Annotated in this window: 25 protein-coding genes; 16 read left to right on the top strand and 9 right to left on the bottom strand. The window is 67.1% G+C overall.

Annotated elements, in window-relative coordinates; all coding sequences use genetic code 11:
* Positions 1 to 77: 77 nt before the first annotated feature.
* On the top strand, positions 78 to 674 hold the full coding sequence (locus ABIE57_RS14675; protein ID WP_354539781.1) for an outer membrane protein: 597 nt from the start codon (positions 78 to 80) through the stop codon (positions 672 to 674).
* A gap of 54 nt (positions 675 to 728) precedes the next feature.
* Here ABIE57_RS14675 and hisG read toward each other — a convergent pair whose 3' ends face one another.
* From hisG to hisS, 3 genes are read right to left on the bottom strand one after another with little or no spacing between them, the layout of a single operon-like run.
* Entirely contained in the window at positions 729 to 1,424 is a 696-nt protein-coding gene (hisG, locus tag ABIE57_RS14670) for an ATP phosphoribosyltransferase (RefSeq protein ID WP_354539780.1), read from the bottom strand.
* Positions 1,421 to 2,506: an ATP phosphoribosyltransferase regulatory subunit gene (locus ABIE57_RS14665; protein ID WP_354539779.1), complete on the bottom strand. Its 1,086-nt coding sequence runs from the start codon at positions 2,504 to 2,506 to the stop codon at positions 1,421 to 1,423. Before ABIE57_RS14665 ends, hisG begins: the two co-directional genes overlap by 4 nt.
* The gene (gene hisS, locus ABIE57_RS14660) at positions 2,506 to 4,116 is read right to left on the bottom strand and encodes a histidine--tRNA ligase (RefSeq protein WP_354539778.1); all 1,611 of its coding nucleotides are present in this window, start codon (positions 4,114 to 4,116) and stop codon (positions 2,506 to 2,508) included. The genes ABIE57_RS14665 and hisS overlap by 1 nt, the downstream gene beginning before the upstream one ends.
* 114 nt (positions 4,117 to 4,230) lie before the next feature.
* On the opposite strand from hisS, the gene ABIE57_RS14655 reads away from it, so the two are divergent.
* From ABIE57_RS14655 to ABIE57_RS14630, 6 genes are all read left to right on the top strand, one after another.
* On the top strand, positions 4,231 to 4,425 hold the full coding sequence (locus ABIE57_RS14655; protein WP_354539777.1) for a SlyX family protein: 195 nt from the start codon (positions 4,231 to 4,233) through the stop codon (positions 4,423 to 4,425).
* 252 nt (positions 4,426 to 4,677) lie between these two features.
* Complete coding sequence (locus tag ABIE57_RS14650) at positions 4,678 to 6,255, top strand: ABC transporter substrate-binding protein (RefSeq protein WP_354539776.1); 1,578 nt, start codon at positions 4,678 to 4,680, stop codon at positions 6,253 to 6,255.
* A 52-nt stretch (positions 6,256 to 6,307) separates the two neighbouring features.
* Positions 6,308 to 7,294, top strand: a complete 987-nt coding sequence (locus ABIE57_RS14645; protein ID WP_354539775.1) for an ABC transporter permease — start codon at positions 6,308 to 6,310, stop codon at positions 7,292 to 7,294.
* The gene (locus tag ABIE57_RS14640) at positions 7,291 to 8,238 is read left to right on the top strand and encodes an ABC transporter permease (RefSeq protein WP_354539774.1); all 948 of its coding nucleotides are present in this window, start codon (positions 7,291 to 7,293) and stop codon (positions 8,236 to 8,238) included. Before ABIE57_RS14645 ends, ABIE57_RS14640 begins: the two co-directional genes overlap by 4 nt.
* A gap of 334 nt (positions 8,239 to 8,572) precedes the next feature.
* Positions 8,573 to 9,562 carry an ABC transporter ATP-binding protein gene (locus ABIE57_RS14635; RefSeq protein ID WP_354539773.1) on the top strand — a complete coding sequence of 330 codons (990 nt, stop codon included), beginning with the start codon at positions 8,573 to 8,575 and terminating at the stop codon, positions 9,560 to 9,562.
* The gene (locus ABIE57_RS14630) at positions 9,559 to 10,524 is read left to right on the top strand and encodes an ABC transporter ATP-binding protein (RefSeq protein WP_354539772.1); all 966 of its coding nucleotides are present in this window, start codon (positions 9,559 to 9,561) and stop codon (positions 10,522 to 10,524) included. The genes ABIE57_RS14635 and ABIE57_RS14630 overlap by 4 nt, the downstream gene beginning before the upstream one ends.
* 6 nt (positions 10,525 to 10,530) lie before the next feature.
* Here ABIE57_RS14630 and ABIE57_RS14625 read toward each other — a convergent pair whose 3' ends face one another.
* Both ABIE57_RS14625 and ABIE57_RS14620 read right to left on the bottom strand, forming a co-directional pair.
* Positions 10,531 to 11,460 carry an orotidine 5-phosphate decarboxylase gene (locus tag ABIE57_RS14625; RefSeq protein WP_354539771.1) on the bottom strand — a complete coding sequence of 310 codons (930 nt, stop codon included), beginning with the start codon at positions 11,458 to 11,460 and terminating at the stop codon, positions 10,531 to 10,533.
* 55 nt (positions 11,461 to 11,515) lie between these two features.
* Complete coding sequence (locus tag ABIE57_RS14620; protein ID WP_354539770.1) at positions 11,516 to 12,562, bottom strand: Glu/Leu/Phe/Val family dehydrogenase; 1,047 nt, start codon at positions 12,560 to 12,562, stop codon at positions 11,516 to 11,518.
* Between the two features lie 119 nt (positions 12,563 to 12,681).
* On the opposite strand from ABIE57_RS14620, the gene ABIE57_RS14615 reads away from it, so the two are divergent.
* Both ABIE57_RS14615 and ABIE57_RS14610 read left to right on the top strand, forming a co-directional pair.
* Positions 12,682 to 13,137: an Lrp/AsnC family transcriptional regulator gene (locus ABIE57_RS14615; protein ID WP_354539769.1), complete on the top strand. Its 456-nt coding sequence runs from the start codon at positions 12,682 to 12,684 to the stop codon at positions 13,135 to 13,137.
* Positions 13,138 to 13,141: 4 nt separating this feature from the next.
* Positions 13,142 to 14,308 carry a geranylgeranyl reductase family protein gene (locus ABIE57_RS14610; RefSeq protein WP_354539768.1) on the top strand — a complete coding sequence of 389 codons (1,167 nt, stop codon included), beginning with the start codon at positions 13,142 to 13,144 and terminating at the stop codon, positions 14,306 to 14,308.
* Here the strand turns inward: ABIE57_RS14610 and ABIE57_RS14605 are convergent.
* Complete coding sequence (locus ABIE57_RS14605; RefSeq protein WP_354539767.1) at positions 14,284 to 15,480, bottom strand: class I SAM-dependent methyltransferase; 1,197 nt, start codon at positions 15,478 to 15,480, stop codon at positions 14,284 to 14,286. The genes ABIE57_RS14610 and ABIE57_RS14605 overlap by 25 nt on opposite strands.
* A 45-nt stretch (positions 15,481 to 15,525) precedes the next feature.
* A complete protein-coding gene (locus ABIE57_RS14600) occupies positions 15,526 to 17,469 on the bottom strand; it encodes an AsmA family protein (RefSeq protein WP_354539766.1) in 1,944 nt (647 codons plus the stop codon).
* A gap of 106 nt (positions 17,470 to 17,575) precedes the next feature.
* On the opposite strand from ABIE57_RS14600, the gene rimO reads away from it, so the two are divergent.
* The 7 genes from rimO to ABIE57_RS14565 all read left to right on the top strand — a co-directional run bounded on the left by rimO (position 17,576) and on the right by ABIE57_RS14565 (position 22,893).
* Entirely contained in the window at positions 17,576 to 18,949 is a 1,374-nt protein-coding gene (gene rimO, locus ABIE57_RS14595; RefSeq protein WP_354539789.1) for a 30S ribosomal protein S12 methylthiotransferase RimO, read from the top strand.
* A 66-nt stretch (positions 18,950 to 19,015) separates the two neighbouring features.
* Positions 19,016 to 19,471 (top strand): universal stress protein, encoded by a 456-nt coding sequence (locus ABIE57_RS14590; RefSeq protein WP_354539765.1) that lies wholly within the window; start codon positions 19,016 to 19,018, stop codon positions 19,469 to 19,471.
* 99 nt (positions 19,472 to 19,570) lie between these two features.
* Complete coding sequence (locus ABIE57_RS14585) at positions 19,571 to 20,134, top strand: NifU family protein (RefSeq protein WP_354539764.1); 564 nt, start codon at positions 19,571 to 19,573, stop codon at positions 20,132 to 20,134.
* Entirely contained in the window at positions 20,121 to 20,690 is a 570-nt protein-coding gene (gene tsaB / locus ABIE57_RS14580) for a tRNA (adenosine(37)-N6)-threonylcarbamoyltransferase complex dimerization subunit type 1 TsaB (protein ID WP_354539788.1), read from the top strand. Before ABIE57_RS14585 ends, tsaB begins: the two co-directional genes overlap by 14 nt.
* A complete protein-coding gene (locus tag ABIE57_RS14575; RefSeq protein WP_354539763.1) occupies positions 20,680 to 21,081 on the top strand; it encodes a GNAT family N-acetyltransferase in 402 nt (133 codons plus the stop codon). The genes tsaB and ABIE57_RS14575 overlap by 11 nt, the downstream gene beginning before the upstream one ends.
* 136 nt (positions 21,082 to 21,217) lie before the next feature.
* The gene (locus ABIE57_RS14570) at positions 21,218 to 22,138 is read left to right on the top strand and encodes a sulfite exporter TauE/SafE family protein (protein WP_354539762.1); all 921 of its coding nucleotides are present in this window, start codon (positions 21,218 to 21,220) and stop codon (positions 22,136 to 22,138) included.
* The gene (locus ABIE57_RS14565) at positions 22,135 to 22,893 is read left to right on the top strand and encodes a TIGR02186 family protein (protein WP_454283758.1); all 759 of its coding nucleotides are present in this window, start codon (positions 22,135 to 22,137) and stop codon (positions 22,891 to 22,893) included. Before ABIE57_RS14570 ends, ABIE57_RS14565 begins: the two co-directional genes overlap by 4 nt.
* Before the next feature lie 56 nt (positions 22,894 to 22,949).
* Here the strand turns inward: ABIE57_RS14565 and ABIE57_RS14560 are convergent, their stop codons facing one another.
* Positions 22,950 to 23,555, bottom strand: coding sequence for a sugar transferase (locus ABIE57_RS14560; protein WP_354539760.1), 606 nt, complete (start codon positions 23,553 to 23,555; stop codon positions 22,950 to 22,952).
* The gene (locus tag ABIE57_RS14555) at positions 23,552 to 24,409 is read right to left on the bottom strand and encodes an NAD-dependent epimerase/dehydratase family protein (RefSeq protein ID WP_354539759.1); all 858 of its coding nucleotides are present in this window, start codon (positions 24,407 to 24,409) and stop codon (positions 23,552 to 23,554) included. Before ABIE57_RS14555 ends, ABIE57_RS14560 begins: the two co-directional genes overlap by 4 nt.
* Positions 24,410 to 24,451 lie beyond the last annotated feature (42 nt).

The raw sequence follows: 24,451 nt of genomic DNA, 5'->3' as shown, positions 1-24,451 counted from the left end.
CTCAACGGTGAAAGCCGTAGTGCCGGATCGTGCTCTCGCCCGGGCGGCACCGCAGAACAGACAGGAAAGGACGCATCATGCTGAAACACACAACCGCTCTTGCCGCCGTGGCATCGCTCTTCGCCGCCCCGGCGCTTGCAGGCAACATCACCCCGGCCGCGCCAGAGCCGGTCATCGCGGCCCCGGCCCCCGTGCCGGCTGCGCCGCTCACGCCGAACTGGACCGGCTTCTACGCCGGTGGCCAGCTTGGCTATGCCTGGGTCGATACCGACATCAACAACGTGGATGGCGATGACATCATCGGCGGTATCGTCGGCGGTTATGATTACGATCTCGGCAACTGGGTGGTGGGCGTCGGCCTCGACTACGATTTCGCCGATATCGGCCTCTCGGGCGTCAATGCCAGCGTCGAGGAAGTGTTCCGCGCCAAGCTGCGCGGCGGTTACAAGATCGGTCGCGGGCTGCTCTACGGCACTGGCGGTTATGCCTGGGCCGACACCGACAATCTCGGCAGCGACGACGGCTGGTTCCTCGGCGGCGGCTATGAGCACCGGATCACCGACCAGGTCTCGCTTGGTCTGGAGGCGCTCTATCACGAATTCGACGGGTTCGGGAACGCCAACACCGATGTGGACGCAACGACCGTGCAGGCCCGCGCGACGTTCCGGTTCTGAGCCTTCGGGCACCACGACCCTTGTAGCGGGCGGCCTTCGGGCCGCCCGTTCCGCTCAGTCGATCCCGAGCCGCGCCCTGAGCGCGCCAAGCGTGGCGCGCCCTGTCTCGTCCAGCGCGGCAGAGCGCGCGCGGTAAAGCGTCGCCTGCGATTTGAGGATCAGCCCGTCCTCGAGGATTTTCAAATGGTTGGCGCGCAGCGTGTCGCCCGATGAAGTGATATCGGCAATCGCCTCGGCGGTCTCGTTCTTGATCGTGCCCTCGGTCGCGCCCTGGCTGTCCACCAGTTGATAGTCGGCCACGCCTTGCTCGCGCAGGAAATCACGGACAAGACGGTGATATTTGGTGGCGATGCGCAGGCGGAACCCGTGGCGCGCGCGGAACGCGGCGGCCACGGCGTCGAGATCGTCAAGCCGCGCGACATCCACCCAGCAACGCGGCACCGCGATGACCAGATCGGCCTGACCAAAACCCAGCTCGGCCAGTTGCTCGACCAGCTGGTCCCATTGGCCCAGCTTTTCGCGCACCAGATCCGTGCCGGTCACGCCCAGATGGATGCGCCCCGCGGCCAGTTCGCGCGGGATCTCGCCCGCCGAGAGCAGCACCAGTTCCACGCCCTCGATCCCCCGGACATAGCCCGCATATTCGCGCTCGGACCCGGAGCGGCCAAGGTCGATGCCGTGGCGCGCGAACCAGTCCACGGTCTTGTCCATCAGCCGCCCCTTGGAGGGCACGCCCAGCTTGAGGCTCATGCCGCACCTCCGAGATCGAGCACCAGACCGGGCCGGATCACGCCCCCCACCGCCGGTATCTCGCGCCCCTGTCCAAGCTGCCGGGTCAGCGCATCATAGCGCCCGCCGGTCGCCACCGGGGGCAGGTCGGGGCGCTGCTCCGCATGGAACCCAAAGACGAAGCCATCGTAATATTCCATCTGCGTGCGCCCGTAGCTGGCTTCGAAATCAAGCTGCGTCACGTCAAGCCCGCGCGCGGCAAGCGCGTCGAGGCGGCGCGCCAGACGGTCCACGGCGGGGACGATGGCGGGCAGGTCCACGGCGATGTCGCGCAGGTTTTCGAGCGCGTTGGGGCAGGTCTCGCGCACCGCGAGAAGCGCGTCGAGCAGCTCCACCTCGGTGCCCGAGAGCGGGCCTGCGGCGGCATCCTCGTGCAGGGCCTTGATGCGCGCGGCGATCTCGTCGGGGCCGCGCAGCCCCATCAGGGGTGCTGCCCCGGCCATCGGGTCGCTCGCCGCCAGGAGCGCCGCGCGCGCCTCGGGCACGGGCGTGCGGCCCGCGTAACGGTCGATCAGCGCGCGAAACCGGCGCGGACGCCAGATATGGCGCAAAAGGGCCGTCTTGCGCGCCCCGGTCGTGCGCAGCCCCGCGACGGCGGCCATCAGGATACCGATATCGCCGGTGGCCGCGCGCAGGCCCAAGGGGCGCAGGATGTCGCAAAAGAGCACGAAAACCTCGGCATCGGCGGCCTCGGGCGCCTCCCGCGCGAAAATCTCGAAGCCCACCTGAATATATTCGTTGGCGCGGCGCGCATCTTCCTCCTGACGGCGGAACACCTCGCCGGCATAGGTATAGCGCGCCGGTTCCGCGCCGTCGGTCATGTGCATCTGCACCACCGGCACGGTGAAATCGGGGCGCAGCATCTGCTCGCCGCGCAGCGTGTCCGAGGTGACATAGGCGCGCGCGCGGATATCCTCGCCATAAAGGTCAAGCAGCACCTCGGCGGGTTGCAGAACCGGGGTTTCCACCGGCACGGCCCCCGCCGCCTCGAAAATGCCGCGCAGGCGGGCGGCCTCGGCCAGGATTGCGGCGCGTGGGGCCATCAGCCGTGCTCCGCAAGCAGTGCGCGCACCTTGTCCACGAGTGCGGCGCGCGGCACCTCATACTGGCTCGGGCGGTCCTTCCATTCCTCCAGCGTCGCGTTTTGCGCGATTTTCGCGCCAAGGATCAGGTCCTTGACCTGCACCACGCCGCGCGCAAACTCATCCTCGCCCGCGATGATCGCCACCGGGCTGCCGCGCCGGTCGGCATATTTCATCTGGTTGCCGAAATTCTTCGGGTTGCCGAGATAGACCTCGGCGCGGATACCCGCCCGCCGCAACTCGCCCACCATGGCCTGATAGTCGGCCATGCGCGCGCGGTCCATCACGGTGACAACCACCGGCCCCTGCGCCTCGCCCCCCGCGCGCCCCTTGGCATGGAGCGCGGCAAGCAGGCGATCCACCCCGATGGAGACACCCACGGCCGGGACCGTCTGCCCGGTAAAGCGCGCCACCAGATCGTCATATCGTCCGCCCCCCGCGACGCTGCCGAATTGGCGGGGGCGGCCCTTTTCGTCCATGATCTCGAAGGTGAGTTCGGCCTCGAACACCGGGCCGGTATAGTAGCCGAGGCCACGCACGACGGAGGGGTCGATCAAGATGCGGTCGGAGTGGTAGCCTTGAGCAGCGAGGAGATCACCGATTGCGACCAACTCATTAACGCCCTCACTACCCACACTTGACTCACCGCATAGGGATTTGAGATAAGATATTACTGCGAAATTCCAAGCTTTTTGGGGATCTTTCGTCGCTGTGGTTGCCATTTCAACTGCACTCGCTGCGATTGCCTCGATACCGTCCTTTGCATCCGAAAGTGAAAACTTCCCTTCGAATGCAAACGAGAGCGCCTCGGTCGCTTGAACAAACAGCAGTATTGTCTCTATTTGCTTAAAATCGAGTCCTGCGCCTGCGGTGAAATCACCGCTATCATCTTTTCGACCCGCACCCAAAAGAGCACTGACACCCTCGGTCCCTAAACGGTCCAGCTTGTCAATCGCGCGAAGAACAATCCCACGTTCTTCTGCAAAGCGTTCTGGCTCAGCGGGATCAAGCAACCCCGCAACCTCCAACACCCCGTTCAAAACCTTCCGGTTGTTCACCCGCACCACGTAATCGCCGCGCTCGATCCCGACCTCTTCCAGACAATCCGCGAGCATCGCGCAGATCTCGGCATCCGCTGCCATGCTGGCCGTGCCGACCGTATCCGCATCGCATTGATAGAACTGGCGAAACCGCCCCGGCCCCGGCTTCTCGTTGCGCCACACGGGCCCCATGGCGTAGCGGCGGTAGGGGGTCGGCAGATCGTTGCGGTGCTGCGCATAGACGCGGGCGAGGGGCGCTGTCAGGTCATAGCGCAGCGCCAGCCATTTCTCGTCCTCGTCCTGCCAGGCAAAGACGCCCTCGTTGGGGCGGTCCACATCCGGCAGGAACTTGCCCAGGGCCTCGACCGTCTCCACCGCGCTGCTTTCCAGCGCGTCAAAGCCATAGCGATGATAGACCCCGGCGATGGCGCGCAGCATCTCGGCGCGCGTCGTGACCTCGGCACCGAAATAATCGCGGAAGCCCTTGGGGGTTTCGGCCCTCGGGCGGGGGGTCTTGGCGGGTTTGGCCATGGGGTCTGGTCCTTCGCAGGGAACTCGCGGCGCGGTCTAGCCGAAGGGACAGGCGGGGGCAAGGTTGACCGGGGCACAGTTGACCGGGACGCGGCAGGCGCGTATGCCCGCGCCATGACCGGGATCGAGGAAAGACTGGCCCATCTCATCCGTGCCGTCGATGACCTCTCCGAGGTGGTCGCGCGGCAGGACCGCGAGATCGAGCGGCTGCGCACGACGGTGGCCCTGCTCACCCGCCGCGAGGCGGAGCGGTCGCGCGAGGGCGAAGGGGGCATCATGCTCGGCGACGAGCGCCCGCCGCACTACTGAGCGGGTTTTGGCACCATGGCCGCTTTGTCGCCCCGCGAGATACGCCGTGCGCGTCACCCTCGGGCGTGGCCCGAGGGTCTCTGGCCCGCAAGAGATCCCCGCTTGCGCGGGGATGACGGGTCACCTGTTTCCGCCGCGTCTTTCCCCCAGCCTTCACGCGCGCAGCTAGCGCTTGCCCCGTCGCCGGGGCGCGGCTAGGCTCTGCTTCACACCGGGCCGGATGAGCCCCGGAAACAAGGAAGGGAGATCACCATGACCAGACTGACCGGACTGGCGCTTGCCGCGCTGATGGCCTCGACGGCCCTGCCCGTGAGCGCCGAGACCCTGAGATGGGCGCGCGCGGGGGATTCGCTCACGCTCGATCCGCACGCGCAGAACGAGGGGCCGACGCATACGCTGGCCCACCAGATCTACGAACCGCTGATCATCCGCGACATGACCGGCGCCTTCGAGGCCGCACTGGCGACCGATTGGGCCCCCAAGGCGGACGATCCGACCGTCTGGGTCTTCACCCTGCGGCAAGGCGTCAAATACCACGATGGCGCGGATTTCACCGCCGAGGATGTCGTGTTCTCCATCAACCGCGCCAAATCCGACAATTCGCGGATGAAGGAATTGCTGTCCTCGGTCGTCGAGGTGCGCGCGGTGGATGATCACACCGTCGAATTCGTCACCGACGGGCCGAACCCGATCCTGCCGTCGAACCTCACCAACCTCTTCATCATGGACAAGGGCTGGACCGAGGCCAATGGCGCGGTCGAGGTGCAGAACATGGATGCGGGCGAAAGCACCTTCGCCGCCACCAACACCAACGGCACCGGCGCCTACAAGCTTGTGAGCCGCGAACCGGACGTGAAGACGGTGCTGACGCGCAACGAGGATTATTGGGGCAAGGGCCAGTTCCCGCTCGACGTGAGCGAGATCGTCTATACCCCGATCCAGAACGCCGCCACGCGGGTGGCCGCCATCCTCTCGGGCGAGGTGGATTTCATCCAGGACGTGCCGGTGCAGGATCTCCAGCGCGTGGCCGCCACCGACGGCCTTGTCGTCAAGACCGCCCCGCAGAACCGGACGATCTTTTTCGGGCTGAACCTCGGGCCGGACGATATCGCCAACGACAATGTCGAGGGCAAGAACCCGCTGTCGGATGTGCGCGTGCGCCGGGCGATGAACCTTGCGCTCAACCGCGACGCCATCAAACAGGTGGTGATGCGCGGCCAGAGCCAGCCCGCAGGCATCATTTCGCCCCCCTTCGTCAACGGCTGGACCGAGGAGATGGACCGGATCGAGACCGATGTCGCGCAGGCCAAGGCGCTGATGGCCGAGGCGGGCTATGGCGACGGGTTCTCGATCCAGCTTGATTGCCCGAATGACCGCTACATCAACGACGAGGCGATCTGTCAGGCCGCCGTCGGCATGTTCGGCCAGATCGGTGTCACGGTGAACCTCGATGCCAAGCCCAAGGCGCAGCATTTCCCGCTGATCTCTTCCGGCGGGACGGATTTCTACATGCTGGGCTGGGGTGTTCCGACCTATGACAGCGAGTATATCTTCAACTTCCTCGTGCACACGCGCGGCGAGCAGCGCGGAAGCTGGAACGGCACCGGCTACAGCAACCCCGAGCTTGACGCCAGGATCGTGAGCCTGTCGTCGGAAACCGATCTGGACAAGCGCAACGCCACCATCGCCGATATCTGGGGCACGGTTCAGGACGAGGTGCTCTATCTGCCGATCCACCACCAGGTTCTGAACTGGGGGATGACGGACAAGGTTGGCATCGAAGTCAGCCCCGAGGATGACCCGAAGATGAAATACTTCACCATGAAATGATCGAAACCGGGCGGCGGACACTCCGCCGCCCGATCCTTGGAAGGGGTGCGCGATGCTGGCCTATATCCTCCGCCGTGTCGGGCAATCGGTGCTGGTGCTTCTGGTCGTGGGGCTGGTGGCCTTTGCCATGTTCCGTTTCGTCGGCGATCCGGTCGATGCCATGCTGGGGCAGGAACGCACCCAGGCTGATATCGAGCGGCTGACCGCCGAGCTTGGCCTTGATCGGCCCTTCCCCGTGCAATACTGGAAATTCCTCACCCAGGCCGCGCAGGGCAATTTCGGGCTGAGCTACCGGCAGGGGCGGCCCGTCACCGAGATCCTGCTGGAGCGCGCGCCCGCCACGCTGGAACTGGCCTTCGTCTCGGGGATCATGGCGCTTGTGGGGGGCATTGCCCTTGGCGTCTTTACCGCGATCCGGCGGCGGGGCGTGGCCGCCAACGTGATCATGACCGTCTCGCTCATCGGCGTGTCGCTACCCACCTTCCTGATCGGCATCCTGCTCATCTATATTTTCGCGGTCGAATTGAAATGGCTGCCCAGTTTCGGGCGCGGCGAGGTGGTTCGGCTGGGTGGCTGGACCACCGGGTTTCTCACCGAAAGCGGCCTCAAGGCGATCATCCTGCCTGCGATCACGCTGGGACTCTACCAGATGACGCTGATCATGCGGCTGGTGCGCACCGAGATGCTGGAGGTGCTGCGCATGGACTATATCCGCTTTGCCCGCGCACGCGGCCTGCGCGAGAAATCGGTCAATTTCCGCCACGCGCTCAAGAACACCATGGTGCCCGTGATCACCGTGACGGGGCTGCAACTCGGCTCGATCATCGCCTTTGCGATCATCACCGAGACGGTGTTTCAATGGCCCGGCGTGGGGCTTCTTTTCATCAACGCGGTGCAATTCGTCGATATCCCCGTCATGGCGGCCTATCTCATGCTGATTTCGGTGATGTTCGTGGGCATCAACCTCATCGTCGATCTGCTCTATTTCGCCATTGACCCGCGCCTGCGGCTCGATCGCGGCACGGAGGCCAAGGCATGAGCGACGAGGCCCTGACACCCCCCGCCGCCCCCTCTCGCCTGCGCCGCGCCTGGGAAAGCGATCTGATCTGGTCGTTCCGCCACGCGCCGGTGGCGATGGCCGCAACGGCGGTGGTGCTGATCCTTGTTCTGGCGGCCGTCTTCGCCCCCCTCATCGCGCCGCACAACCCGTTCAACCCGGCCACGCTCAACCTGATGAACGGGTTTACCGCGCCGATGGAACCCAATGCCTTTACCGGCGAGGTGTTCCTGATGGGCACCGATGATCAGGGGCGCGACGTGTTCTCGACCATCCTTTACGGGATGCGGATCTCGCTTTTCGTGGGCTTCGCGGCGGTGATGCTGGCGCTGGTGATCGGGGTGACGCTGGGGCTTCTGGCGGGTTATCTCGGCGGCTGGACCGAGACCATCATCATGCGCATCGCCGATGTGCAGCTGACCTTTCCGGCGATCCTTGTCGCCATGCTGATCTTCGGCATCGCCAAGGGCATCACCCCGCCCGAACACCGTGACCAGATGGCGATCTGGGTGCTGATCCTCGCCATCGGCCTCAGCGACTGGGTGCAGTTCGCCCGCGTGGTGCGCGGCGCGACGATGGTGGAGAAAAGCCGCGAATACGTTCAGGCGGCGCGGCTGATCGGGCGCACGCCCGTGTCGATCATGCTGCGCCATATCCTGCCCAATGTGCTCAACCCGGTGCTGGTCATTGCCACCATCTCGCTGGCGCTGGCCATCATCGCCGAGGCGACGCTGTCGTTTCTGGGGGTGGGCGCGCCGCCCACGCAACCCTCGCTCGGCACGCTCATTCGCATCGGGCAGGGGTTTCTCTTTTCCGGCGAGTGGTGGATCCTGCTCTTCCCGGCGATCACCCTGCTGGCGCTGGCGCTCTCGGTCAACCTGCTGGGCGACTGGCTGCGCGACGCGTTGAACCCGAGGTTGAGGTAGTGTTGTCTATCCGGCAGAACATAGCCACATCTCCGCTGGATCAAGCGGTGTGGCATAGTCGCGCGGGGGCCCGACCGCCGGGTGGGCGCAGCAACCTAATTGGTTCGCGCTTTATGGTGCCACATACTTCGACGGTTGAGCGGATCGCACCGTTGCAAAAGCGCCCGCCCGAGGGGGCGGTCGGGCGCTCGCGCGGCGGCGTGCAAGCACGCCTTGATTCCGCGCGGGGTCCAGTATCCGCCGACCCGTGCAGGCCTGTTGCGAGGTTATCACGATCCGTCCGCGGCATTCCTGAGCGTCACGCCAAATATGCACAATCCAAGGTTTGCCGCACATGACCACCCCCATCCTCTCCGTCCGAAACCTCACCGTGGAAATCCCCACAAGGCGCGGCGTTCTGCGCCCCGTGGACGGGATGAGCTTTGACATCGCGGCGGGCGAGACGCTGGGTGTGGTCGGCGAATCCGGCGCGGGCAAATCCATGACCGGCAATGCCGTCATCGGCCTCTTGGAGCGTCCCGCGCGGATCACCGGGGGCGAGGTGCGCCTCAAGGGCGCGCGCATCGACAACCTGCCCACCGAGGAGATGCGGCGCATTCGCGGCAAGCGGATCGGCATGATCTTTCAGGACCCGCTCACCTCGCTCAACCCGCTCCTGACGGTGGGTGAGCAGCTCTCGGAGACGATCCGCCTGCACCTTCGCGTGTCCGAGGCCGAGGCCCTGCGCCGCGCGGTGGCCGCACTTGACGAGGTGGGCATTCCGGCGGCGAAAGCGCGGATTGGCTCTTACCCGTTCGAGTTCTCGGGCGGCATGCGGCAGCGTGTGGTGATCGCGCTCGCGCTCTGCGCCGAGCCGGAACTTGTCATTGCCGACGAGCCCACCACCGCGCTCGATGTGAGCGTGCAGGCGCAGATCGTGGCCCTCCTGCGGCGGCTCTGCCGCGAGCGGGGGCTGGCGGTGATACTGGTCACGCATGACATGGGCGTGATCGCCGAGGCCGTCGACCGGGTGGCGGTGGTCTATGCCGGACGGCTGGCCGAGATCGGGCCGGTGCGCGCGGTGATCCAGAACGCCGCGCATCCCTACACGGCGGGGCTGATGGCCTCGACCCCGCTGGCGAGCGTCGGGCGGGAGCGCCTGCGCCAGATCCCCGGTGCCATGCCGCGCCTCGATGCGCTGCCCGATGGCTGCGCCTTTCACCCGCGCTGCGAGCGGGCCGATGCGCAATGCCGCCAGGACCCTGCGCCCACGGTCACGGGCTGCGGTGGACGCGCGGCCTGTTGGCATCCTTTGACACACTCCGCCGCCGAGGACGTGGCATGAGCGCGCTCATTTCGGTGAAAAACCTTACCCGCGTTTTCGACGTGTCGAAACCCTGGCTCAACCGGGTGATCGAGCGGCTGCCGAAGGCGCATCTCACGGCCGTTTCGGATGTCTCTTTCGAGGTGCCGGAAAAATCCGTCTATGCGCTTGTGGGCGAAAGCGGATCGGGCAAATCCACCATCGGCAAGATGGTGGTGGGCCTCTTGCGGCCCTCGTCGGGCGCGGTCGAGGTGGACGGGGTGGATCTGGCCAATTCGCATGATACCGGGGCCGTGGCGCGGGTGCGCGCGGATATCCAGATGATCTTTCAGGATCCCTTCGCCTCGCTCAACCCGCGCTGGCGGGTGCGCAGCATCATCGAAGAGCCGGTGTCGGTGCAGGGCGGCGACACGCAGGGCCTTGCCGAACGGCTGCTGGAGCAGGTGGGTCTTGCGGCGATTGATGCCGACAAATACCCGCACGAGTTTTCCGGTGGCCAGCGACAGCGCATCTGCATCGCCCGCGCACTGGCGTCCGAGCCGCGCATCATCGTCTGCGACGAGCCCACCTCGGCGCTTGACGTGAGCGTGCAGGCGCAGGTTCTCAACCTGATGAGCGACCTGCGCGAGGAGTTTGGCCTGACCTATCTCTTCATCAGCCACGATCTGACGGTGGTGCAGCACATGGCCGATGTGATCGGCGTGCTCTATCTCGGGCGGCTGGTCGAGGAAGCGCCGCGCGAAGAGCTTTTCACCAGCCCGCGCCACCCCTACACGCAAATGCTCTTTGCCGCAGCACCGCGCATGGACGGGTTCGGCCGCGAGATCGAGCCGCCCAAGGGCGAGATCCCCGACCCGATCAACCCGCCCTCGGGCTGCGCCTTTCACCCGCGCTGCCCCATCGCCGTCGAGCGCTGCCGGCGCGAGCGCCCGGAGATGCGCAAACTGGGCGGCGCGCGCGTGGCCTGTCATCTGGCGGAATAGCGCGCCCTACCGGCGCGGGGCAAAACGGATAAGCTGCGCGCCCCGCGGCGTGGTATTGCGATAGACCACAAGGTCCGGCAAGGCGATGCCAAGCCGCGCGCGCCCAAGCGCGGGCGTCCAGCGCAGGCCCGTGGCCAGGCAATTGGCGGTGGCACCCGTGTAATCGCCGCGCGCCCGCACCCGCCGGAACGCGCCAGGGTCGACATCGAGACGCTGCCGCCCGAGTGTCACAGCCGCCTCCGCGAGAACCGCACGCCCCAGCGGCACGGTCTGCGCCACCTGCACCGGCAGGTCCGACCACGCGCCACAAAGCGCGGCCTCTCCGTTCACCGCAACGATCTCGGCGGCCAGCCGCAGCCCGCCGCCGCTGCTGTAACGCCCTTCCACCACCGTCGCCAGCGACGAGAGCGGCACCGTTCCGATCTGGCGGCGCAGCAGCGGGATCACCTCGAGCGCGCCGCTCATCGCACCCGTGCCGGTCTGGCGAAACCCCACCCGGTTGCCGAGCGTGTCGCGGTTTCCCGGCTGGATCGTCCGGCGCGGCAGGAACACCTCGGGCACAAGCCCCGCGCGCCAGGGCAGATCGACGCGGCGGCAAACTGCGGGCGCGCCCGCATAATCAAGGCGCGGCGCAACCTTCGGCATGAAGCCCAGATCCTGCGCGGTTCGCCGCCCGTCCACATAGACGCTGGCCAGGGACAGGCTCCGGCGCGCCTCTCCCACGGTTACGGCGGCGAGCGCCGCACTTTCTGCCCAGACCCCGCACAGCGCGGTGCCGCCGCTTGCCGTGCGCCGCAACTCCGCCGCCACGGTCATGCCGCCACCGATGTCATAGCTGCCATGGGCCAGCGTGACGCGCTCGCTCAGCCGCACCTCCGATGCCGCCGCTGCACTGCCAAGGGCGGCCATCAATCCGATCATCGAGAGCAGGCGCATGGCGGGTCCTCCGGCATCAGCCTTCAGCCTAGCAGACCCGCGCCCGCCCCTCAATTCATCCCGCACGCGCCAGAAGCGCCTCTTCCACCATGCGGTCGGCCATCGGCGCGGGGCTTGTCCCCTCGCCCGCCGCGCGCGCCAAGAGCCGCTCCATCGTGGCGCGCATCGCCGCCAACCGCTCCTCGACCCAGGGCCCCCGGTCGCCGATGCGCAGAATCTCGGCGGCCACGTTGATGATCCCGCCGCCATTGGCCACGTAATCGGGCAGATAGAGAATGCCGCGCGCATGGAGCGCGTCCGCGTCCTCGGGCGTGGCCAGCTGATTGTTGGCCGCACCACAGACCATGGCCGCGCGGATCTCCGCGATGCTTGCCGCGTTGAGCACCCCGCCGATGGCGCAGGGCGCGAACACATCCGCCTCGACCGCGTGGATCGCCATGGGCGACACCTCCCGCGCGCCGAAGGCGCGCACCGTCTCGGCCACGCGCACCGGGTCCATATCCGCCACGATCAGCCGCGCACCCGCCTCGTCAAGCAACCGGCACAGATGCCAGCCGACATGGCCCAGCCCCTGCACCGCCACCGTGCGCCCGGTCAGGTCGTCGCTGCCCCAGAGCCGCGCCGCGCCTGCGCGCATCGCCCCCAGCACCCCCCGCGCCGTCACCGGCGAGGGATCGCCGCTGGCATGTGCCCCGCTGTCGAGCCCCGCGACAAAACGCGTGCCGCGTGCGATTTCGGCCATATCCTCGGGCGACATACCCATATCCTCGGCGGTCCAGTAGCGCCCGCCAAGCGCATCAATGGCCCGCCCCATGGCCCGCAAGAGCGCGGGGGTCTTGTCGCGCGCCGCATCGCCCATGATCACCGCCTTGCCCCCGCCAAGCGGCAAACCGGCGGCCGCGTTCTTGTAGCTCATCCCGCGCGCAAGGTTCAGCACATCGGCAAGCGCGGCCTCCTCGCTCTCATAGGCGCGCATCCTCAGGCCCCCCGCCGCCGGTCCAAGCCGGGTGGAGTGCAGCGCGATGAACCCATAAAGGCCGCTGTCGCGGTCCTCGACGCGGTAAACTTCTTCATGGGTGGCAGATGCCAGACGTGTCAGCATGGTGGAATCCTCCTTGCATCCAAGGTAGAAGCAAAGCAGCGCCGAAAAACTGCAAACCTTGCTCAATTCGGCGTGAGTTTTGGGGATTTCCGCCAAGAAGGCCCGGAGAATTGGAAAAAATGGACAGGATCGACCGCAGGATCGTGGCGGCGCTGCAACGCGACGGGCGCGCGCGTCTCGCCGATCTCTCGACCGAGGCGGGGCTGTCGCCCACGCCGCTTGCCCGCCGCATCGCCCGGCTCGAGGCTGACGGCGTGATCACCGGCTATGGCGCGCGCGTCGATCAGGCGCGGCTCGGCCTGCCGCTCAACATCTTCGTTTTCGTAGAGCTTGAACATCACAGCCGCGACGCGATCCGCGCCTTCGAGGACCGGCTGCGGCGCTTCGACGAGGTGATGGAATGCTACCTCATGACCGGCACGCGCGATATTCTCCTGCGCGTGGTGGCCGCCGACCTCACCTCTTTCGACCGGTTTCTGGAGGATGGCCTGATGCAGACCCCCGGCATCCGCGCCCTGCGGTCAAGCTTTGCCCTGCGCACCATGATCCGGCGCGATGCGCTGCCCGAGGTCTGAGGCGATGGTGCATTTTGACGTGATCGTGGTGGGGGCGGGTCCCGCGGGCGCTGCGGCGGCGTTCCGTGCGGCGCGTGCGGGGCTTTCCGTGGCCCTCGTGGACCGCAAGACATTTCCGCGCGACAAGCTCTGCGGCGGCCTTGTGACCGGTCGCGCACGTGCGCATTATGCCGATATCTTCGGACACCCCATGCCCTTTGCCCCCGAGGAGCGCAAGACGGTGGTGGCGTTCCACCATCGCGGCCGCCCAGCCGGGGTCATCGCCGATGCGCCCCCGCTCTGCGCCACCATGCGCCGCGAGATGGATGCAGCACTTTGCGCCCAGGCACTTGGCGCCGGGGCGCAGGACTTCACCGGGCAGGGCGTGGCGACGCTCGATACCGCCACGCGCCGCCTCACCCTCACCACCGGCCCGGTGCTCGGCTACGGCGTGCTCATCGGTGCGGACGGGGTCAACAGCCAGATCGCACGCGCGCTTTTCGGCCAGAGCTTCGATCACGCGCGCATCGGCTTCGGGCTGGAAATCGAGGCGGACGCGCCGCAGATCGACCGCGACACCATCCGCATCGACCTTGCCGCCGCAGCTTGGGGGTATGGCTGGGCCTTCCCCAAGCGGCAGTCCACCACCATCGGCGTGGGCGGCCTTCTGGGGAAAAACCCCGACCTGAAACGCGCCATGGCCGCCTATTGCGACATGCTCGGACTGAAGGTCCCCGCGGCCCGTTTCAAGGGCCAGTTCCTGCCCTTCGGCGATGTGCGCGCCCATCCCGGTCGCGGCGCGGTCCTGCTTGCAGGCGACGCGGCGGGGCTCGTGGATCCGATCACCGGCGAGGGGATCGGTCATGCGATGGCGAGCGGCGGCATGGCGGCGCGCGCCGCCGTCGAGGCGCTGACCCAAGGCCGCCCCGAGAGGGCACTCGCGCTTTACCGCACGGCGCTGCGCCCGCTGCACCGCGATCTGCGGATGGCCCGGCTGCTGCGCCCGCTCCTCTATCTGCCCGCGACCGAACCGGCCTTTGCCCATGCCTTCGCCCGCTCCGCCACGCTGCGGCGGATGTTTCTTGCGCAGATGGCGGGCGAGGCGGAGTATTCGGGCATCCTCTGGCGGCTCGCGCTGCGCCTGCCGCGCTTTGGCCTCACCATGCTTCAGCGCCGCAGGATCGAGGAATAGAGCATCAGCCCGTAATCGCCCAATTCCCGCTCGATCCGCGCCCAGAGCGCCCCCATCGCCAGCGGATCGGTGCCGGTGGCCTGCGCAATCTCGCTCAGGCTGCGCCGCCCGTCCACCGCCGCGATCAGGCGCGCGGCCTCGCGCGGCAGCGTCAGCCGCGCGTTCAACCCGCCAAACCCCAGCTTCGGGCCTTGGCCCGCCGCCACCGCGCGCGCCAGATCGGCGGCGCGCGCACCCTTGAGATGCGGCACCAGCGCCCGGTTGGTGCCTTTCGCGGGGCCGCGCGCCTCGGTGGCGCGCACGGCATAGCCCACATGGGTCTTGATCGTGCCGTTGAGCTTCTCGGCCACCGCCATGCGCGCCACCGGATCGGGAGGCGCGGGCGCGTCGGCCATCCGCGCGAGATCGTAGAGCGCGGGCATGGTAAAGCCCGACAGGTGCCAGCCCGTCCCGTCCAGCATCGCCACCAGCGCCGCCACGTCAAAGGCACGGTCCTGGCTGTGCAACAACAGGTCATAGAACCCCGCGTCGCTCTGCTTGTGATCGCCCAGATTGGGATTGCAGGCAAAGGGATGCCCCTCGGGCAAACCCGCCACCAGTTTCTTCGCAGCCCTCAGCCGCGCCTCGGGGGCCATGCCCTCGAAGAGGGTTCCGAATGCCTCCTGCAACGGGTAGACGCCCGACCGGCCATAGGGCGCATAGACCATGAAACCCATGCCGCCCCCCGGTGCCAGCGCCGCCAGCAACGCGCGAAACCCCGCGGCCGGGTCGGGCAGATGGTGCAGCACCCCGCAGCAGTCGATATAATCGAACGCACCATATCCGGCGGCGTCCAGCAAGCTGCCGGTCACGAACTCTATCCCCGTCAGCCCCCGCACCCGCGCCCGTTCCTCGGCGATGGCGCGCGACGCGGTCGAGAGGTCAAGATAGGTAATCTCGGCCACCCGCCCGGCATCCGTCATCTGTTGTGCCAGTTGGATAAGCGCGTCTCCGGTACCGCCGCCCGCCACCAGCACGCGCAGGGGCCTTGACCAGTCGCGCACGCCCTGAAACACGAAATGATCCACCTCGAGCACATGCGAGGGCGAGCCGGTAATGAGCCGCTTGCGCTCGTCTTCCGGATCGCGCGCCGGATAGGGATAGGCCTCGTATTGCGCGCGGACCCCGCTCATTGCGCGCCCCGTTTCATCGTTCCGAAAATACTCAAATCCCGCCCCTCAGTCGAAAAGCTTGCGCAGCTTCTTGATCGCCTTGTCCTCGATCTTCTGCTGGATCGCGTCCTGCGTGCTCTGGCCCTCCTCGGGGGTGACGCCAAGCCGCTCCTGCACCTCGCGTTCCAGCCGGTCCTCGGCCTCCTTTTCCAGCGCCTCGCGCTCGGCCTTGAGGTTCATCTCGATCGCCTTTTCCAGATCGGGCGTGATCCTCGGGTTGTCCCAGGACCCTTTGATGCGCACCGGAATGGCAAAACCGCGCGCGGTCTCCCCCTCGAGCAGCACCGGGGTGAAGAGATAGTCGATATCGCGCGCCCCAAGTCCGATGCGCCCCCGGCCCTCGGCCCGTGCCAGCGGCAGTGTCATCGCCAGATCCTGATTGAGGAGGTTGCCGCCCTCCATGGTAAAGGACGCGCTCATCGCGTCGAAAATCGTGGTCCCGCCGGTGACATCGCCCGCGCGCATCAGCCGGTCGAGGTCGAAGCCCGAGATCACGCCGCGCCCGGTGGCCGCGCGCCCCTTGCCGCTGAGGCTTTTCATGATCGCATCGACCGACGCGCCCGCGCCAAGGAAACTGACCTCGCCCGAGGCGCTCGCGGCAAAGCGCGTGATCCCCATCGCATCCGCGAGGAACCGCTCGAGGTTGATGCCCTCGGCCCGCGTCGTGCCACCCACCGAAAGGCCCGACCGGTTGTTGACGACAAACTCGCCGGTCACCAGCCCGTCATAGGCGCGCACCTCGCGCAGCTCGAACACCGCGCGCGACCGATCAAGCGTCATCAGCGCGCGGGTCTTGCCCAGCTTCAGATCGCCCAGATTGACGCTTTCGGCGGCAAAGGCCATCTCGCCATTGGCGGCCGAAAGCCCGCTTGCGTCGATCCGCTCGGTTGACCAGCCCGAGGCGCTGCCGCCGCCCCCGCCGGTCTGATCCGCCCCGGCCAGTTTCGACAGATCGAGCGCACCGGCGTTCAGTTGCGCGTTGAAGCGCGGCACATCGCCCGAAAGGTCAAGATCGACAGCCCCGCTCAGGCTGTTGCCGCCAAGGCCAAGCGCCATGTCGCGCACCGCCACCTGCGTGCCCTCGGTCACCGTCAGGTCGGCACGGCCCCTGACGCTCTGCCCGAGGGTCTGCGGCAGATCCACGCCGCCGACACCAAGTGCCGCCAGAAACGCGCCCGTGTCGCCGATATCGAGATCAAGCCGACCCTGCGCCTCGGGGCGCAGCCCCGCGCGCCCGGCAAAGGCCACGGAACCGCCCCCCGCCGAGAGCGTGGCCGAAACCCCGGTCACCTCGCCGTCGAGAAACGCGCCCACCTCATCCAGATGACCCGAGACCGCCACCGGCCCGCCGCCGCGCCGGAATGCGGCCGTGAGCGTCGCGGTGCCGTCATAGTCCGGCCAGCGCAGATCGAGATCGAGATCGGAGATTTCCTGCACCTCGCCGGTGCCGTGATCGATGAGCGAGAGCCGCGCGCCGGTGATCAGCGCCCGGTCGAGCGTCAGGCCAAGCCGCGTGGATTGCGCCGGCGTGCCCGCCTCGGACTGCCCCGAGGGGGCCACCCCCTCGACGCCAAGCGCCCAGTTCACGCGCCCGTCGGCGGCGCGCTCCAGCCGGATCTCGGGATTGACCGCCTCCAGCCCGGTGATGCGGATATCCCCGCCCCAGAGAACCTTGGGATCGACGCCCAGCTTGAAGCTTTCGGCGCGCAGCATCGGGCCCCTGTCGGACCAGTCCGCATTGGCGATCTCGACCGCGCCGGTGGACACACCCAGCACCGGATAGAAACTCAGCCGCGTCTCGCCGCTCATGGTGACGGTGCGGCCCGTGGCCTTGGTGATCTGCTCGGCGGCGATCCTGGCGATCCGTTCTCCGGGCAGGAAGAAGAGCGCCCCCAGCACAAAGGCCGCGAGCACCGCCACAAGCCCCGTCAACCGCACGATCCACCGCATGAGACACCCCTTCTTGCCAGCCCCCCTGAGTCTAGGGCCGGCGACCCCCGGACGGCAACCGCTTTTGCCCTTCCCGCGCGCGGTCGTGACCGCTATATCGCGCCTCATGTCGCAAAACCCGCCCGATCTTCGCCCCGACCTCGCGCCGCGCGCGCGCCTGCCCGAGATGGCCCGCGAGGGCCAGCCGAGGATCGGCATGGTCTCGCTCGGTTGTCCCAAGGCGCTTGTTGACAGCGAGCGCATCCTCACGCGCCTGCGCGCCGAGGGGTACGGCATCTCGCCCGATTACGCGGGCGCCGATGCGGTGATCGTCAACACCTGCGGCTTTCTCGACAGCGCCAAGGCCGAAAGCCTTGAGGCCATCGGCGAGGCGCTGCGCGAGAACGGTCGTGTGATCGTCACCGGCTGCCTCGGGGCAGAGCCTGACTATATCACCGGGGCGCACCCCCGCGTTCTGGCCGTGACCGGCCCGCATCAATATGAACAGGTTCTCGATGCCGTGCATCTGGCGGTCCCGCCCTCGCCCGATCCGTTCATTGACCTGCTGCCCGCCTCCGGCGTGCGCCTGACCCCGCGCCATTACAGTTATCTCAAGATTTCAGAGGGTTGCAACCACAAGTGCAAGTTCTGCATCATCCCCGACATGCGCGGGCGTCTGGTCAGCCGCCCCGCTCATGCGGTGATCCGCGAGGCTGAAAAGCTGGTTGAAAGCGGCGTGCGCGAACTTCTGGTCATCAGCCAGGACACCTCCGCCTACGGCGTCGATATCAAACACGCCGAAGCGAACGGCCACCGCGCCCATATCACCGATCTGGCGCGCGGTCTGGGGTCATTGGGCGCCTGGGTCCGGCTGCATTACGTCTACCCCTACCCGCATGTGCGCGACCTCATCCCGCTGATGGCGGAAGGGCTGGTGCTGCCCTATCTCGACATTCCCTTCCAGCACGCCCATCCCGACACGCTCCGGCGCATGGCGCGGCCCGCGGCGGCGGCCAGGACACTGGACGAGATTGCCGCATGGCGCGCCATCTGTCCCGACATCGCCCTGCGCTCGACCTTCATCGTGGGTTTCCCCGGCGAGACCGATGCGGAATTCCAGACACTTCTGGATTGGCTGGATGAGGCGCAACTCGACCGGGTGGGCTGCTTCAAATACGAGGACGTCGCCGGGGCCCGCTCCAACGCCCTGCCCGATCATCTGCCCGAAGAGATCAAGCAGGACCGCTGGGATCGCTTCATGCAAAGGGCGCAGGCCATTTCCGTGGATAAACTTGCCGCGAAGGTTGGCTCCCGACAAGCGGTGATCGTGGACGATATCGACGAGGATGGCGTGGCCACCTGCCGCACCAAGGCCGATGCGCCCGAGATCGACGGCAATCTCTTCATCGACGAGGGCACCGAGGCGCTGAGTGTCGGCGATATGGTCACCGTCGAAGTGGACGAGGCCGGAGATTATGACCTCTGGGGCGTGCTCGTCTGAGACCCATCACCTCTGTTGCCCTGCCACGCGTTCCGCGTCATGATGCGCGCCTGAGGGGATCGGATCATGCGCAAGTTTCTGGTAGTGCTCGACGACAGCCGCGAATGTCTCAACGCGATGCGGTTCGCCGCGATGCGCGCTGCCCATACCGGTGGCGGGGTGGCGATCCTGTCGGTGATCGCACCCGAGGAGTTCAACCACTGGATCGGTGTCGGCGATCTCATGCGGCAGGAGGCGCGCGAGCGCATCGAGGCGCATTTCGAGGTCTTTGCCAAATGGATGCGCGACAAGCAGGGCATCGACCCCGAACTTGTGATCCGCGAGGGCGAGGCCGTGCCCGAGATCATCGCCCATGTGCAGGACGACCCGGACATCGGCGTGCTCGTTCTTGGGGCCGCCTCAAGCAAGAAGGGGCCGGGCCCGCTTGTCACCCAACTGACGCGCAACGCGGGCACGCTGCCGGTGCCGATCACCATCGTGCCCGGCGACCTGTCCAAGGAACGGCTTGAGGCAATCACCTGAGCGGGCACCTGAGCGGACAGAGTTTAGAACCGTTCCAAACCTTGACTCGGGGCACCGCGGCGCGCATATCTCAAGAAGCGAACAAAAAGGGGCGTTGCCATGTTCATCCAGACCGAATCCACCCCCAATCCGGCCACGCTCAAATTCCTGCCCGGTCAGGCGGTGCTTGGCACGGGCACGGCCGATTTCCCGAGCGCAGAGGGGGCCGATGCCTCGCCGCTGGCGACACGCATCTTCAAGGTGCCCGGGGTGACGGGCGTGTTTCTCGGCAATGACTTCGTCACCGTCACCAAGGCGGAAGCGACCGAATGGGACCATGTGAAACCGGCCATTCTGGGTGCCATCATGGAGCATTACCAATCCGGCCAGCCGGTCATGTCGGGCGAGGGCGGCGGTGCCTCGGGCCATGCCGCGCATAGCGGCGAGGATTCCGAGATCGTCAACCAGATCAAGGAGTTGCTTGATACCCGCGTGCGCCCTGCCGTGGCGCAGGATGGCGGCGACATTACCTTTCACGGGTTCGAGCGCGGCGTCGTCTACCTTCATATGCAAGGTGCCTGCGCAGGTTGCCCCTCGTCCACCATCACGCTCAAGATGGGGATCGAGAACCTGCTGCGTCACTACATCCCCGAAGTGACCGAGGTGCGCCCTGTCGGGATCTGACCCCCTCGTTCTGGGCTTTGACACATCGGCCGCGCATTGCGCGGCCGCTTTGCTTGGCGGCGGGCGTGTGCTGGTGGCACGCGCCGAGGAGATGGGGCGCGGACAGGCCGAACGCCTCATGCCGCTTCTGGAGGAGGTGCTGGCCGAGGGCGGCGTCACATGGCGCGACCTTGCCCGCATCGGCGTGGGTATCGGACCCGGCAATTTCACCGGCATCCGCATTTCCGTCGCCGCCGCGCGTGGCCTCGCGCTGGCGCTCGACATACCCGCCATCGGTGTGAGCACGTTTGACGCGATCCGCGCCGGGGGTGGTCCCGGCACGCCCGTTGTCCCGGCCCCGCACGGGATGGTGCATGTCGCCACCCCGGCGCTTCTGCCGGTCGAGAGCGTGGCGGACCCGCTCTGGCCGCCTGCGCCCGCCCTGCTCGCCCGGGCCATTGCACGGATTGCGCAAGACGCGCCAAACGACAGCCCGCCGCCCGCACCGCTCTACCTGCGCGCTGCCGATGCCGCGCCTGCCCGCGACGCGCCGCCGGCCCTCCTCGATGACGCCTGAGGCATTGGCCGACACCCATGCCCGCGCCTTTGCCGGTCAGGGGCGCGCATGGTCGGCGGCAGAGTTTGCCGCGCTGCTGGCCTCGCCCCATGTCTTTGTCAGTGGTGATGCGCGCGGCTTTGCCCTTGGCCGTGTCATCGCGGATGAGGCGGAATTGCTCACGCTGGCGACCGATCCCGGCCATCGCCGTCAGGGCCACGCCCGCGCCTGCCTGTCCGCCTTTGCCGCCGAGGCGCGCGCGCGCGGTGCCGAAACGGCGTTCCTCGAGGTGGCCGAGGACAACGCGGCGGCGCTGGCGCTTTATGCCGGTGCCGGGTTTACGCAAACCGCCCGGCGGGAGGGCTATTATCCGGGTGGGCGCACGGCCCTGGTGATGCAAAAGCACCTGTGATCCGGCGAGCGCCGCCCGCCCGACAGTTTCGGCAATCACGAAACCTGAATCCGTATAACAAGAATTGATCGCCCGCCAGGCGCCGCGCTGCCGTCGCCCGCTTGCGTGACCCGCGCAGATAAGGCTATGGATATTCATGCAGATCTACCTTCCCATCGCCGAGGTATCGGTCAACGCCTTCCTGCTTCTGGGCCTTGGCGGAATCGTGGGAATTCTGTCGGGCATGTTCGGCGTCGGCGGCGGCTTTCTGATGACGCCGCTGCTCTTTTTCATCGGCATCCCGCCCGCCGTCGCCGTGGCGACCGAGGCCAATCAGATCGTGGCCTCGTCATTCTCGGGCGTGCTGGCGCATCTGAGGCGCAAGACAGTCGATCTGAGGATGGGCACGGTGCTGCTCGTCGGCGGGCTGATCGGGGCCGCGATCGGTGTGGTCATCTTCAACTACCTGAAATCCCTGGGTCAGGTCGATCTTCTGGTCAAGCTCTGCTATGTCGTCTTTCTGGGTGTGATCGGCGCGATGATGTTCGTCGAGAGCCTGCGCGCGATCCGCCAGACCCGGCGCGGCGTGGCCCCCAAGCGCAAGAAACACGGTTGGGTGCATCGCCTGCCACTCAAGATGCGGTTCCGAACCTCGGGCCTTTATATCTCGATCATTCCGCCGATGATCGTGGGCGTGAGCGTGGGTATCCTGGCCGCGATCATGGGGGTGGGCGGTGGCTTTGTCATGGTCCCGGCCATGATCTATATCCTTGGGATGCCGACAAAGGTGGTCGTGGGCACCTCGCTTTTCCAGATCATTTTCGTGACCGCCTTTACCACCTTGCTGCATGCCACGACCAACTTCACCGTCGATATCGCGCTTGCGGTTCTGCTGCTTGTCGGCGGGGTGATCGGGGCCCAGATCGGGGCGATGATCGGCACGCGGCTGCGGGCGGAGCAGTTGCGCATTCTTCTGGCGATCATGGTGCTCGCGGTCTGCGGCAAGCTGGCGCTTGACCTGCTGCTGATGCCGTCAGAGCTTTATTCCATCGCTTCCGGCGCGGGCGGGGGGCACTGATGCGGCTGCTGGCGCTTGCCCTGTGCCTTGCCGCCCTCCCCCTGAAGGCAGAAGAGGTGGTTCTGGGCCTGTCGAGCGACAAGGTGGCGATCACGGCCACCTTCGAGGGGTCGGAAATCCTTGTGTTCGGCGCGGTCAAGCGCGAGGTCGCGATTCCCGATATCCCGCTCGACGTGGTGATCACCGTGGCGGGGCCATCCCTGCCGGTGAGCGTGCGGCGAAAGGATCGGCGCTTCGGCATCTGGGTCAATACCGACGAGGTGCGGCTGGATGCGGCCCCGACCTTTTACGCCGTCGCCACCACCGGGCCGCTAGATCAGGTTCTGACCAATACCGAGGACCTGCGCCACCGCGTCTCGATCCCGCGCGCGATCCGCTCCGTGGGCGCGGCCAGCATGGCCGAGGATGTCGAGAATTTCACCGAGGCGCTCATTCGCATCCGGCGCGGGCAGGACGCCTATCAACTCTTGGAAAACACTGTCGCTCTCGACGAGCAGACGCTGTTCCGCACCGCGATCCGGCTGCCTGCGAACCTGACCGAGGGCATCTATCCCACGCGCATCTTCCTCACGCGCGAGGGCCGGGTCGTGTCGCAATTCGAGACGGCCATCGACGTGCACAAGGTCGGGCTGGAACGCTGGCTCTTCACGCTCTCGCGCGAGCAGCCGCTGGTCTATGGCCTTCTGTCGATTGCCATCGCCATCGCGGCGGGATGGGGGGCCTCGGCGGTGTTTCGGCTGCTGCGCCGGGGTTAAAGGAATTTCGGACAGGGCCGATGGACCATTTCGGCCCGGAATTGCGCCAAAACGCGTTACCGCCAGCCCTTGACCACGGTCTGACAGAGCAGCAGCAGATCAAGACAGAGCGTGCGGCGGCGCTGATAGATCAGGTCGAGCCGCGCCTTGCGCGGCACACAGGCACGGCAGTATATGGCGTCGGTCTCGGCGGCGCTGCGGCTCTGTGCCAGCAGCCGCGCCTCATGGGCGTGATAGCGCAGGGTTGCCAGCCCGGTCAGGCCGGGACGCGAGCGCAAGACCTGCGCATAGGTCTCCGGAAAGCGTTCCACATAGCTGCGCAACGGCGGGCGCGGGCCGACAAGGCTCAGATCGCCGCGGATCACGTTCCACAATTGCGGCACCTCATCAAGATGGGTCCGCCTGAGAAGATGCCCGGCGCGGGTGATGCGATGCGCCTTGTCGCCGCCCGACACGCCCTGATCTGCCTCTGCCGGGGTCATGGTGCGGAACTTGAGAAGGAAAAACCCCTCGGTCGGCGTCTTCATCCGCTCGGACCGGAAGAAGACAGGCCGCCCATCCAGCACCAGCACGGCCAGCGCGGTGAGCGCCATCACCGGCGCCAGAAGCACCCCGAGGGCCAGCGCAAAGACAAGGTCGAAGGCGCGTTTCGCAGGCGTCATGAGGCAACCGCCCGCCATTGGCGGACCATCTCGCCGGGTGTGCTGTCCTCGGGGGCAAAGGCGTGGAGCGCGGCAAGCCGGGTGCAATCGAGGGTGATGCGCTGATGCGCCGTCGGCGGGGCGGGGCGGGGCCGGCTGCTTGCCCCCGCCGCCTGTGCGAGCGCGGCCATGGTCACGGGACCGGGGGCCGCGATGTTGAGCGCGGATGGCAACGCTCCGTCATGCAGGCACAGCGTGACCAGCACCTGCGCCAGCGTGCGCGGCCCGATATAGGAGCGCAGCGGCCCTGCGCCATCCGCGAAGACATCAAGCGTGATCTCCCCCGCCCCCCGCGCCACGTTCAGAAGCAGCGCATCCGCGCCCGCCACATTCCCTATCCGCAGCGCGCAGACCTCAAGCCCCCGGTCACGCCACGCGCGCCCCACCGCCTCCATCTCCAGCTTGGCCGCGCCATAGGCATTGGCGGGCGCGCAAGCGGTGTCCTCGGTGATATGCTCGCCCGGTCCGTAAACCGCCGAAGACGAGGCCAGCAACACCCGCGTGATGCCCGCGCTTTCAGCCGCCGCAAGCGTGGCCTCGGCAAGTATCCGGTTGCGCGACATATCGTGGCCCGCGCCCGGCACGACCCCCGCCAGCGCCACCAGCGCCCGGAATGTCTGTCCGCTCCGCGCCTGATGGTCGATGAGCGCGCGCGGCCCCTCCATCGGGTCCCACAGAAGCGCCCCCGCCGGCACCATCCGACGATATTGTGGCACGACAGGCACAGCCGAAACCGGCCAGTGCCACAACACCATCCGTCCGACCCGTCCCGATGCCCCGGTCAGAAGAACCGGCGCGCGCGCCCTGTCCGTCATGCGCCCCCTCTTTCCGGGGACATGACCCGCCCCGGCCCCTCG

Origin of the sequence: Roseovarius sp. MBR-6 (assembly GCF_040547525.1) — a bacterium.
In the GTDB taxonomy this organism is placed as follows: Bacteria; Pseudomonadota; Alphaproteobacteria; order Rhodobacterales; family Rhodobacteraceae; genus Roseovarius.
The sequence above is the reverse complement of the archived record's forward strand: the minus strand, read 5'-3'. Positions and strand labels throughout refer to the sequence as shown.

Bases quoted from the DNA above. Each gene is read 5' to 3' on its own strand.
- ABIE57_RS14675 (WP_354539781.1), top strand. From the start codon at position 78: ATGCTGAAACACACAACCGCTCTTGCCGCCGTGGCATCGCTCTTCGCC.
- hisG (WP_354539780.1), bottom strand. From the start codon at position 1,424: ATGAGCCTCAAGCTGGGCGTGCCCTCCAAGGGGCGGCTGATGGACAAG.
- ABIE57_RS14665 (WP_354539779.1), bottom strand. From the start codon at position 2,506: ATGGCCCCACGCGCCGCAATCCTGGCCGAGGCCGCCCGCCTGCGCGGC.
- hisS (WP_354539778.1), bottom strand. From the start codon at position 4,116: ATGGCCAAACCCGCCAAGACCCCCCGCCCGAGGGCCGAAACCCCCAAG.
- ABIE57_RS14655 (WP_354539777.1), top strand. From the start codon at position 4,231: ATGACCGGGATCGAGGAAAGACTGGCCCATCTCATCCGTGCCGTCGAT.
- ABIE57_RS14650 (WP_354539776.1), top strand. From the start codon at position 4,678: ATGACCAGACTGACCGGACTGGCGCTTGCCGCGCTGATGGCCTCGACG.
- ABIE57_RS14645 (WP_354539775.1), top strand. From the start codon at position 6,308: ATGCTGGCCTATATCCTCCGCCGTGTCGGGCAATCGGTGCTGGTGCTT.
- ABIE57_RS14640 (WP_354539774.1), top strand. From the start codon at position 7,291: ATGAGCGACGAGGCCCTGACACCCCCCGCCGCCCCCTCTCGCCTGCGC.
- ABIE57_RS14635 (WP_354539773.1), top strand. From the start codon at position 8,573: ATGACCACCCCCATCCTCTCCGTCCGAAACCTCACCGTGGAAATCCCC.
- ABIE57_RS14630 (WP_354539772.1), top strand. From the start codon at position 9,559: ATGAGCGCGCTCATTTCGGTGAAAAACCTTACCCGCGTTTTCGACGTG.
- ABIE57_RS14625 (WP_354539771.1), bottom strand. From the start codon at position 11,460: ATGCGCCTGCTCTCGATGATCGGATTGATGGCCGCCCTTGGCAGTGCA.
- ABIE57_RS14620 (WP_354539770.1), bottom strand. From the start codon at position 12,562: ATGCTGACACGTCTGGCATCTGCCACCCATGAAGAAGTTTACCGCGTC.
- ABIE57_RS14615 (WP_354539769.1), top strand. From the start codon at position 12,682: ATGGACAGGATCGACCGCAGGATCGTGGCGGCGCTGCAACGCGACGGG.
- ABIE57_RS14610 (WP_354539768.1), top strand. From the start codon at position 13,142: ATGGTGCATTTTGACGTGATCGTGGTGGGGGCGGGTCCCGCGGGCGCT.
- ABIE57_RS14605 (WP_354539767.1), bottom strand. From the start codon at position 15,480: ATGAGCGGGGTCCGCGCGCAATACGAGGCCTATCCCTATCCGGCGCGC.
- ABIE57_RS14600 (WP_354539766.1), bottom strand. From the start codon at position 17,469: ATGCGGTGGATCGTGCGGTTGACGGGGCTTGTGGCGGTGCTCGCGGCC.
- rimO (WP_354539789.1), top strand. From the start codon at position 17,576: ATGTCGCAAAACCCGCCCGATCTTCGCCCCGACCTCGCGCCGCGCGCG.
- ABIE57_RS14590 (WP_354539765.1), top strand. From the start codon at position 19,016: ATGCGCAAGTTTCTGGTAGTGCTCGACGACAGCCGCGAATGTCTCAAC.
- ABIE57_RS14585 (WP_354539764.1), top strand. From the start codon at position 19,571: ATGTTCATCCAGACCGAATCCACCCCCAATCCGGCCACGCTCAAATTC.
- ABIE57_RS14575 (WP_354539763.1), top strand. From the start codon at position 20,680: ATGACGCCTGAGGCATTGGCCGACACCCATGCCCGCGCCTTTGCCGGT.
- ABIE57_RS14570 (WP_354539762.1), top strand. From the start codon at position 21,218: ATGCAGATCTACCTTCCCATCGCCGAGGTATCGGTCAACGCCTTCCTG.
- ABIE57_RS14560 (WP_354539760.1), bottom strand. From the start codon at position 23,555: ATGACGCCTGCGAAACGCGCCTTCGACCTTGTCTTTGCGCTGGCCCTC.
- ABIE57_RS14555 (WP_354539759.1), bottom strand. From the start codon at position 24,409: ATGACGGACAGGGCGCGCGCGCCGGTTCTTCTGACCGGGGCATCGGGA.